The sequence below is a fragment of the Bradyrhizobium sp. genome (genome assembly GCF_049586575.1).
Taxonomy (GTDB): Bacteria; Pseudomonadota; Alphaproteobacteria; order Rhizobiales; family Xanthobacteraceae; genus Bradyrhizobium.
In genome coordinates this window covers 1-10389 of sequence record NZ_JBAVCF010000150.1, presented here as the reverse complement: position 1 = coordinate 10389, position 10389 = coordinate 1, and the positions used below count along the sequence as shown (strand labels likewise).

Genomic DNA, 10389 nt, shown 5'->3' with positions numbered 1-10389 from the left:
CCTCGCCTTCGAGATCGGCGCCGAGATCGATCGTGGCATAACCGGCGTCAGCGGCGACCTTGACGGCGGCGTCGAGCGAGGCTTTGGGGCGCGCGATCAATTCGAATCGCGCACGGGCAAAGGCGGCATCGCCCGGTTTGCAGCTCTCATTCTTCGGATCGTCGAGCGCGCGGCGAACGGCATCGTCGACCTCGAGCCGGTACTTGGCGACGATCGCGCGCGCATCCGATAACGTCGTCGGATCCGGCACGGTCGGTCCGGATGCAATCGCGGATGGATCGTCATGCGGCACATCCGAGATCGCGAGCGTGACGATTTCGGCACGCTGCCCCGCGCGCGCGAGCCGGCCGCCCTTGATCCGCGACAGATGCTTGCGAACGGTGTTGATCTCGCCGATCGGCGCGCCCGATCGCAACAGCGCACGGTTCACCTGCTGCTTTTGCGTGAAGGTCACCCCGTTGGCCGGCGCGATCCAGTTCGCCGAACCGCCGCCCGACAACAGCACCAGCAGCAGGTCGTCGGGACCGGCCGTTTGCGCCAGTGCAAGTGTTTCGTCCGCGGCTTTCAATCCGGCCTCGTCGGGAACGGGATGGCCGGCCTCGATCACCTTGATCCGCCGTGTCGGCACGCCATGGCCGTGGCGCGTGGTGGCGATCCCTGATAGCCGCGCCGGATCGAGTTCGATGTCATCGAGATAGTGCCGTTCCGCCGCTGCGGCCATCGCGGCGGCGCCCTTGCCGGCGGCAAGACAAATGATTTTGCCTTTGGGAACCGGCCGCAAGTGAGCCGACAGCACGACGTCGGGATGCGCGGCGGCGACCGCCGCATCGAAAATCGCGCGCAGGAGAAGGCGTCTGTCGGTCATGGCGGCATGGCTTCGTTTATCGGACTTGAATTCGAAGCGCCGTTATCCACCTCATTCTGGCAAAAGAAAACCCCCCGCTGAAGTGCTCAGCGGGGGGGTGCCGGATTTTATGACTCACGAAGCGTCAGCCGTTGAGATCTCCGCTGATGACATCGCCGAACAGCACCCAGCGTTCGCCCTTGAACACTTCCAGCTGGAGCTGGTTGACCGGCGCGAAATTGGTCGGCGAAGTGTTGATCTTGATGCCGGGCAGCAGCACTTCAGTACGGAAGTCCTTCAGGCTCGCCGCCTGCTTCATGATGTTTTCGCGGGTGAGGTTGTCGCCGCACTGCTTGAGCACCTGCACCATGGTTTGCGCGAAGGCGTAACCGACGATGACCGAGCCGTCGAGCTTGTTGGCTTCGGGGAAATCCTTGGCGAGAAATGCCAGGAATTGCTTCATGCCGGGATCATTGTTCCATTGCGGGTCGGTGACGTCCTTCACATAGGCCGCGGAAATAATGCCCTGCGAGTTTTCGTAGCCGGCCGGCTTGAGGACGGCGCCGACGTTGGCGGAAACGTTATTGAGAAAGTGAAGCGGTTTCCAGTCAACTTCCGCGATCTTCTTGATCGCCTGCGCCGCGAATTTCGGCGTCGTGATGTCAATGAAGATGTCTGCGCCGGAAGCCTTGAGCTTGACGATATGATTGTCGACGGTGGGTTCGGTGGTTTCGTAGCTTTCCTCGGCGATGATCATGGAAGCGGCCTTGCTGCCGAGACCGTCCTTCAAGCCTTTCAGGTAGTCCTTGCCGTAATCGTCGTTCTGATAGAGCACGGCGATCTTGGCGTTGGGCTTCTCTTTAAGAATATATTTGGCGTAGATACGCGCTTCGCTCTGGTAGCTTGGCTGCCAGCCCATGGTCCATGGGAAGTCCTTCGGGTCGTTCCACTTGGTGGCGCCGGTGGCGACGAACAGCTGCGGCACCTTTTTCGCGTTCATGTACTTGTGGATCGCCGAATTCGGCGGCGTGCCCAGCGAATTGAAGATGAAGAGAACTTCGTCGCTCTCCACGAGTTTGCGCGCCTGCTCGACCGTCTTGGGCGGGCTATAGCCGTCGTCATAGCTGATGAAGTTGATCTTGCGGCCGTTGATGCCGCCGGCGTCGTTGATCATCTTGAAGTAGGCGGCTTCGGTCTTGCCGATCACGCCGTAAGCGGAAGCGGGACCGCTGTAGGGCATGATATTGCCGATCTTGATTTCGGTATCGGTCGCGCCGGTGTCGTATTTCTTCTGCGCGAGCGCGCCGCTGCTCGATACGGCAAGCAGCGAGACCGCAGCAACGGATGCGATCGCAATTCTGTTCGCGAAAACAGTCATGACGTTCTCCCTCTCGTCCAGTGTCTGATGGCTGTGTCTGGCGTGGCTTTCTTGAACGAAAGCTCTCGGTGAGTTGCTCCATGCGTATCATTTTACCGGGTTGCTCACAAGAAAAAGCCCTCCGCACAAGGTGCGGAGGGCTGCTTCTTTAGTAGACGTTAGAGACGCGCGGTGATTTCACCGTGCGGAATGTTAATTGCTTAATTCGCTGGAGATGATGTCGCCGAACAACTCCCACTTTTCACCCTTGAACCGCTCCATCTGAAGCTGCTTGATGGGGGCGAAATCGGTCGCCGAGGTGTTGATGGTGATGCCGGGCAATATCGTGTCGGGCGAGAAGTTCTTCAGGCTCGCGGCCTGCTTCATCACGTTCGCCCGAGTGAGATCGTCGCCGCACATCTGCAGCACCTTGACCATGGTTTGCGCAACGCCGTAGCCGTACACCACCGAGGCGTCGAGCTTGTTGGCATCCGGATAGTATTTCGCGAGGAAGTCGAAAAACTTCTTCATGCCGGGATCGCTGTTCCACTGCGGGTCGGCCGCGTCCTTGCCGTAGGACGCCGAAAGGATGCCCTGCGAATTCTCAAATCCCGCCGGCTTCAATACGCTGCCGACCGAGCTCGAGACGTTGGACACGATATGGAGCGGCGTCCAGTTCATTTCGGCGAGCTTCTTGATCGCCTGCGCTGCAAACTTCGGTGTGGTGATGCTGATGAAGACATCCGCGCCGGAAGCCTTGAGCTTGACGATGTGGCCGTCGATCGAGGGCTCGGATGTCTCGTAGCCTTCCTCGGCGACGATCATCGACGACTTGGCGCCGAGCCCGTCCTTCAGGCCCTTCAGGTAATCCTTGCCGAAATCGTCATTCTGGTACAGCACCCCGATCTTGCCGGCGGGCTTTTCCTTCATCAGATATTTGGCGTAAATCCGCGCCTCGCTCTGATAGCTGGGCTGCCAGCCCATGGTCCACGGAAACTCCTTTGGCTCGTCCCACTTGGTGGCGCCGGTGGCGACAAAGAGCTGCGGCACCTTCTTGGCGTTCATGTATTTCTCGATCGCGCTGTTCGACGGCGTACCGAGCGAGTTGAAGATCAACAGCACTTCATCGCTTTCGACGAGCTTGCGCGCCTGCTCGACGGCCTTCGGCGGGCTGTAGCTGTCGTCATAGCTGATGAAGTTGATCTTGCGGCCGTTGATGCCGCCCTCGGCGTTGATCTTGTTGAAATAGGCCGCCTCGGTCTTGCCGATCACGCCGTAGGCGGAAGCGGGGCCGCTATAAGGCATGATGTTGCCGATCTTGATTTCGGTATCGGTCGCGCCGGTATCGTATTTCTTCTGTGCCAGTGCGCTGCCGGTCGAAGCGAACGCGATGGCGCCGGTGGCGATCGCGGCAATCAGTAGATTCCGTCTAGAAGGCATCATTTTCTCCTCAGGCTATTTTTAGCGTTTCTTGAAGCGGCCCAGCAGTTGCTGGGCAACCATGGCGACCTGCCTCGCGCCGTGCGGCACCAGGAAGATGACGAAAAACAGAATGACGCCGAACACCGCGCCGGAAAGGCCTTTCGAAATGCCTTCCGCGATGTTCGGCACGAAGATGATGAACGCCGAGCCGACGATCGAGCCGGGAAGCCAGCCGACGCCGCCGACCACCATGCCGAGAAACAGCGAGATCGCGAGCGTGATGGTGTAGCCGTCGGGCGCGACAAACTGCACGGCGATCGCGCCGAGCCCGCCGGCAATGCCGGTGATGCCCGCCGAGACGCCGAACGCCAGTGTTTTGTAGAGCGCCACGTTGATGCCCATCGCGGATGCCGCGATTTCGTTATCCCGGATGGCCATGAAGGCGCGGCCCGAACGCGACCGCAACAGGTTCACGGCGAAAATGTAGATCGCAATCGTGACCACGAGCGTGACGTAGTAGAACCACATGTCCTGCGACATTTTGAGGTGGAACCATGACAGTATGGTTTGCAGCACCTCGGGCGGGTCGGGCTTGGTCACCACGAGGCCCTGCACCCCGCCGGTCCAGTATTCGAAATAACCGAGCTTGAGGAACTGCGGCATCGCGGCGGCGAGCGCGAACGTCGCGAGCGCCAGATAGACGCCGGAAAGCCGCAGCGCCGGCAGGCCAAACAGGAATCCGAACAGGAAGCAGATCAGGCCCGCGACCGGCAGCGTCAACAGGTAATTGATGTCGGCGTGTTCCATCAGGATCGCCGAGGTATAGGCGCCGACCGCATAGAAGGCGCTCTGCCCGAGCGAGAACTGGCCGCTGCCGCCGGTCAGGATGTTCAACGCCAGGACCGCGAGCCCATAGACCAGCAGCATGGTCAGCTGGAAGATGATGAAGTTCTTTACAAAGAACGGCACGAGGATCAGCAACGCCAGCATGACGAGCGAGGCGCCGGCGCCGAGCGTCATCGCCCGCTTCGGAACGGCTTCGATGGCGGGTACCCCGGTAACGACTTCCTGCACGGCGCTCATGCCTAAACTCGCTTCACGATTGGCCGGCCGAACAGCCCGGCCGGTTTGACAACCAGAACAACAACGATGAGCGCCAGCGCGATCGGCAGCTTCAATTCATTGCCGACGCCGGGAATATAGGTCCCGGCGAGATTTTCGATGATGCCGACCAGAAATCCGCCGATCACGGCGCCGAACGGGCTGGTCAGGCCGCCGAGCACAGCGGCGGCAAAGCCGTAGAGCAGGATGCTGACCATCATGTTGGGTTCGAGAAACACGACGGGCGCGATCAACATGCCGGCAATCGAACCGATCGCCGCCGCCATGCCCCAGCCCAGCGCGATCATCCACGATGTATTGATGCCGACCAGCCGGGCCGACTCAGGCACAGAGGCGGCCGCGCGCATCGCGAGTCCAATCCGGGTGAAGCGGAAGAAGACGTAGAGGCCGATGAGGAGCAGTATGGTGACGCCGATCATGCCGGCCTGATGGGTCGAGATCAGCTGGCTGCCGAGGAACGGCGAGGAGCCGAACGGCGTCGGATATTCCTTGATGGTGAAGTCCCAGATCAGGCCGGCGGAGCTGTTGATGATAGCAAACAGCGCGATGAAGCCGGCCACGTTGGTAAGAATCGGCGCTTTCGCCAGCGGCTTGAACAGCAGCCGCTCGATCAGGATGCCGCCGAAAAACGAGAAGATCAGCGTGAGCAGAAAGGCTCCCCAGTAGGGCACGCCCCACTGCATCAACTGCCAGGAAATGAAAGTCGAGAACATCGCCATTTCGCCTTGCGCGAAATTGAGATGGTCGATCGCCTGATAGATCATGACGACGGCAAGCGCCATGCAGGCATAGATCGCGCCGGTGGCGATGCCGGCCAGGACCTGGTTGATGAAAAGCTCCATGGGCCGTTCCCTAATAGCCGAGATAGGATCGGCGGACGTCTTCATTGTCCGCGATCTCGTTCGCCATGCCGGACATCACGATGCGGCCGGTTTCGATCACATAGGCCTGATCGGCGATTTCCAGCGCCAGTTGCGCATTTTGTTCGACCACCAGGATCGTGACCTTGTCTTCCCGGTTGATCTTGCCGAGAATCTTGAAGAGGTCGCGCACGACCAGCGGCGCCAGGCCGAACGAAGGCTCATCGAGCAGCATCAGCCGCGGCCGCAGCATCAGCGCGCGGGCCACTGCCAGCATCTGTTGTTCGCCGCCCGACAGCGTGCCGGCCTGCTGGACGTGCCGCTGCTTGAGGACGGGAAAGTGCGTATACATGCGCTCGATATCGGACGCCACGCCGGCCCTGTCGCCGCGCGTGATCGCACCGAGCTGGAGGTTCTCCTCCACCGTCATGGTGGTGAAGGTGCCGCGGCCCTGCGGCACGTGGGCGATACCGAGGCGGACGATGTATTCGGTCGAGCGGCTCGACAGCGACGCGCCATCGAACTCGATCGCACCTGACGTCCGGACCATGTTGCAGATCGCGCGCAGCGTTGTGGTCTTGCCGGCGCCGTTCGCCCCCAACAGCGTGGTGACGCTGCCTTCGTTCAACGAGAATTCGAGACCGTGCAACGCCTGAACCTGGCCATAATAGGCATTCAGCGCCTTGATGTTCAAAAGCGCCGTCATTGGTCCTTGCTCCCGAGATAGGCCTTGATCACGTCGGGGTCGGATTGTACGGCGGCGGGCGTGCCCTCGGCGAGCTTGCGGCCGAAATTCAACGCGACCACATGGTCGGCAATCGACATCACGAGGCCCATGTGATGTTCGACCAGCAGCACCGTGACCTTGCGGTCGTTGCGAATGCGCCGGATCAGGTCGCCGAGCACATGAACCTCCTCATGGTTGAGGCCGCCCGCAGGCTCGTCGAGCAGCAGGATCTTGGGCTCGGACGCGAGCGCGCGCGCCAGTTCGACGCGTTTCTGCGTGCCGAACGGCAATCCTGAAACGGTGAGGTGGGCGACGTCTTCCAGTTCGAGGTAGTTGAGGATTTCGTGAACGCGTATGTTGAGCGCGGCCTCGTTGCGGCGGACCCTGGGAAGCTTCAGCGAGTCGCTGAGGATGTCGCTATTGGTTCGCGCGTGCGCGCCGACCCGGACATTGTCGAGCACCGACAGGTTGGCAAACAGCGCGACGTTCTGAAACGTGCGGCCGATGCCGATTTCGGCGATCCGGTGCGGCGGGCGCTTCAGGATGCTCGCTCCCTCCAGCAGGATGTCGCCAGCGCTCGGCTGATAGAGCCGGCTCAGGCAGTTGAAAAGCGTGGTTTTGCCGGCGCCGTTCGGTCCGATCAGGCCCAGGATCTGACCCTCGTGCATGTCGAACGAGACGCCATTCAAGGCGACGATGCCGCCGAACACGACACTGACGTCGCAAACCGCGAGCAGCGGCGATGCCGCCTGCGCCGTCTGGACAGCACTCATCGATCACCGCACAGGCAGGCCATTGGGCTAGCGCTGCAAAGCCTACCCGATCCCCTCAACCACACGTGCAACCTTCCCTCCTGCTCTCAACTTCCTGCCTTCTTGTTTTTTTATTTGCGGCGCTATTCCGCCGAGTGCGGCTTCGATGTTCCTGACCATGGTCAGCAAACGCGGGCCAATATCGTTGCGCAGCCGTTCCTCGGTGAAGCGAAACGCCGGCGCCCCACAGTTAAACGCATAAGGACCCGTTCCGTCATTAAGCTTTAGTGCTACGCCGGCGGCTGCGATGTCGTCATGCCATTCACCGGCCGAGATCACGAAGCCATATTTGGCCACGGTCTCTCCGGCGCGCTCGATGCCGTCGCGCATTTTGGCCCAGCGGGCGCCGTAATGTTCGCGCAGGTCGCGCAGCAGCGTGTTTCGCTCCTCTTCGGGCAGCGCCCAGAGATAAGCGCGTCCCATCGCCGTGGTTGCGATCGGAACTCGCGAGCCGACGTCGAGCTGAACGCCGATGGTCATGCCGCGGCTCTGGCCGAAATAGACCATGCTGAAGCGGTCGCGGCCGCCGACGGCAACCGCACCGCCGGTCTCGCGCATCAATTCTTCGCGGTAGGGTTCCGAGAGATGACGGACGCCGAGATTGGCGAGCGCGGCATAACCGAGCGCCATGGCTGCCGGTGCGAGCTGGTATTTCTCAAACCGCGGAACCGGCGTAAGGTAACCGAGCTTGGTGAGGGTGTAGGTCAGACGGGAAACGGTCGGCTTCGGCAGATTGGTGCGGGCCGCGATCTCCTGATTGCCGAGCAGACCGTCGTTGGCCTGGAATGCGCGCAACACATCGAGACCGCGGGAAAGTGCGACGACAAAACTGCGATCAGTCGCGACTTTCTTGCCTTGACGCTTCATGCTCTGCTGCCGACGCTCGCCTGCCAGTGGATCAGATTTGATGTTCGTACCGACGTACCCGCGAGTTTCACGCTCCGAGAAGGGCTTTGTTGACAAGGGACGTGCTTCAAAATAACCCTCCCTGTCAAGATGCGGAATTCAATTCCGCGATGCGGAATAGATAGACATACTCGAAATAAGCTATGCAAGAACAGGATATCCAGGGAGAGTTCCGTGAGTGAAGTGGTCAGTCTTGAACGTCATGATGTGGTTGCGGTCGTCACGGTCAACAGTCCCCCGGTGAATGCCCTGAGCGCCGCGGTGCGCGCTGGCATCATGGATTGCGTCAAGCGTGCTATTGCCGATCCGGAAGCAAAAGCGATTGTTCTGACCTGCGCCGGGCGCACCTTCATCGCCGGAGCCGATATCACCGAGTTCGGCAAGCCGCCGAAATCCCCGGGCCTTCATGAAGTGCTCGACGAGATCGAAAATTCGCCCAAGCCGGTGATCGCCGCCATTCATGGCACCGCGCTAGGCGGTGGGCTCGAGGTCGCGCTCGCCTGTCATTACCGCGTCGCGGTCAAGGAAGCCCGGTTGGGGCTACCCGAAGTGAAGCTTGGGTTGTTGCCGGGCGCGGGCGGCACGCAGCGCCTGCCGCGCGCGGTCGGCCCTGAGCTTGCGGTCAAGATGATCGTCGGCGGCGATCCGATTTCGGCCTCCGATGCCCTGAAGAGCGGCCTGATCGACGACATCGTCGAAGGTCCCGCCGCCGGTGGCGAAGCCTTTGCTCGCAAGGTCGTGGCGGAAAAACGGCCTTTGAGAAAACTGCGCGACGACGACAGCAAGCTTAAGGCCGCCAAGGCCGACCGCTCGATTTTCACCAATGCGGTTGCTGCGATGACCAAGAAAGCCCGTGGCCTGGAGGCTCCATTTGCGGCTGCGGACGCGGTCGGCGCGGCGATCGATTTTCCCTTCGAGGAGGGATTGAAGAAGGAGCGCGAGGGCTTCCTCAAGCTGGTTTCGGGCGATCAGTCCAAGGCGCAGCGTTACGCCTTCTTCTCCGAACGCGAGGCGGCGAAAATCGCCGGCGTTCCCGAAGGCACCAAGCCGCGCAACGTGGAGCGCGTCGCCATCATCGGCGCCGGCACCATGGGCGGCGGCATCGCGATGTCGTTTGCCAATGCCGGCATTCCCGTCACGCTGATCGAGACCGGGGAAGAGCAGCTCAAGCGCGGCATGGGCGTGATGCAGAAGAATTACGAGGCGACAGCGGCGCGCGGCGGCATTCCGGCCGATGCGCCCGCCAAGCGGATGGCGCTGATCAAGGGCGTCGTCGGGCTTGAGAACGTCAGGGATGCCGACCTCGTGATCGAAGCCGTGTTCGAAACCATGGCGATCAAGAAGGAAGTTTTCGGCGCGCTCGACAAATACGCCAAGCCCGGTGCAGTGCTCGCCTCCAACACTTCCTATCTCAATATCGACGAGATCGCGAAGGAAACCAGGCGCCCTCAGGACGTGCTCGGCATGCACTTCTTCTCGCCGGCCAACGTGATGAAGCTGTGCGAAATCGTGCGCGCGGCCAAGACCGCGCCGGATGCGCTGGCGACCGCGGTCGCCGTTGCGCGCAAGATTGCAAAGGTGCCGGCGGTCGTCGGTGTCTGCGACGGCTTTGTCGGCAACCGCATGCTGGCGCAGCGCGGCAAGCAGGCCGAGAAGCTGTTGTTCGAGGGCGCCTTGCCGCAGCAGGTCGATGCCGTCGTCACCAAATTCGGCATGCCGATGGGGCCGTTCGCCATGGGAGACCTCGCCGGCCTCGATATCGGCTGGCGCTCGCGAAAAGATCGCGGCATCAAGTCGGAAATCGCGGACGCGTTGTGCGAGGCGGGGCGTTTCGGCCAGAAGACCGGCAAGGGTTACTACAAATACGAAGCCGGCTCGCGGGCGCCATTGCCCGACCCCGAAGTCGAGAAACTGATCGACGAGACGCTGCAACGTCTCGGGCGCAAGCGCCGCGTCGTCAGCGACGAGGAAATCCTCGAGCGCATGATGTACCCGATGATCAACGAGGGCGCGCGGATTCTCGAAGAGAAGGTCGCCGCGCGCCCGAGCGATATCGATGTGATCTGGCTCTACGGCTATGGCTGGTCGGTCTATCGCGGCGGCCCGATGTTCTACGCCGATCAGATCGGTCTGAAGCACGTTGCCGAGCGCCTGGCCTTCTACGCCAAGGAAACCAACGATCCGTCGCTGGAGCCCGCGCCGTTGCTCAAGCGGCTCGCCGCCGAGGGGAAGACGTTCGGTTCGCTCACGCAGACCGCGAAAGCGGCGTGAGTCGATGATCCAGATCTACTGTGGCCCAAAGCTCAAGGTGTCGTCCCTGCGAACGCAGGGACCCATAC

General features: G+C 61.4%; 9 protein-coding genes. 1 reads left to right on the top strand and 8 read right to left on the bottom strand.

Annotation, left to right across the window (positions count from 1 at the left end):
• The 8 genes from WB528_RS05620 to WB528_RS05585 all read right to left on the bottom strand — a co-directional run.
• The coding region (locus tag WB528_RS05620; protein ID WP_423887440.1) for a DUF4147 domain-containing protein at positions 1 to 865 on the bottom strand (865 nt) is incomplete at its 3' end.
• A gap of 124 nt (positions 866 to 989) precedes the next feature.
• Positions 990 to 2222: an ABC transporter substrate-binding protein gene (locus WB528_RS05615; protein WP_423887439.1), complete on the bottom strand. Its 1233-nt coding sequence runs from the start codon at positions 2220 to 2222 to the stop codon at positions 990 to 992.
• Between the two features lie 192 nt (positions 2223 to 2414).
• Complete coding sequence (locus tag WB528_RS05610) at positions 2415 to 3644, bottom strand: ABC transporter substrate-binding protein (protein ID WP_423887438.1); 1230 nt, start codon at positions 3642 to 3644, stop codon at positions 2415 to 2417.
• 18 nt (positions 3645 to 3662) lie between these two features.
• Entirely contained in the window at positions 3663 to 4706 is a 1044-nt protein-coding gene (locus WB528_RS05605) for a branched-chain amino acid ABC transporter permease (RefSeq protein ID WP_423887437.1), read from the bottom strand.
• Between the two features lie 2 nt (positions 4707 to 4708).
• The gene (locus WB528_RS05600; RefSeq protein WP_423887436.1) at positions 4709 to 5587 is read right to left on the bottom strand and encodes a branched-chain amino acid ABC transporter permease; all 879 of its coding nucleotides are present in this window, start codon (positions 5585 to 5587) and stop codon (positions 4709 to 4711) included.
• 10 nt (positions 5588 to 5597) lie between these two features.
• Positions 5598 to 6311 (bottom strand): ABC transporter ATP-binding protein, encoded by a 714-nt coding sequence (locus tag WB528_RS05595; protein WP_423887435.1) that lies wholly within the window; start codon positions 6309 to 6311, stop codon positions 5598 to 5600.
• Positions 6308 to 7105 (bottom strand): ABC transporter ATP-binding protein, encoded by a 798-nt coding sequence (locus tag WB528_RS05590; RefSeq protein ID WP_423887434.1) that lies wholly within the window; start codon positions 7103 to 7105, stop codon positions 6308 to 6310. The genes WB528_RS05595 and WB528_RS05590 overlap by 4 nt, the downstream gene beginning before the upstream one ends.
• Positions 7106 to 7147: 42 nt before the next feature.
• Positions 7148 to 8011 carry an IclR family transcriptional regulator gene (locus WB528_RS05585; RefSeq protein ID WP_423887433.1) on the bottom strand — a complete coding sequence of 288 codons (864 nt, stop codon included), beginning with the start codon at positions 8009 to 8011 and terminating at the stop codon, positions 7148 to 7150.
• Between the two features lie 213 nt (positions 8012 to 8224).
• On the opposite strand from WB528_RS05585, the gene WB528_RS05580 reads away from it, so the two are divergent.
• Positions 8225 to 10321, top strand: coding sequence for a 3-hydroxyacyl-CoA dehydrogenase NAD-binding domain-containing protein (locus WB528_RS05580; RefSeq protein ID WP_423887432.1), 2097 nt, complete (start codon positions 8225 to 8227; stop codon positions 10319 to 10321).
• The last annotated feature ends 68 nt before the right edge of the window (positions 10322 to 10389 follow it).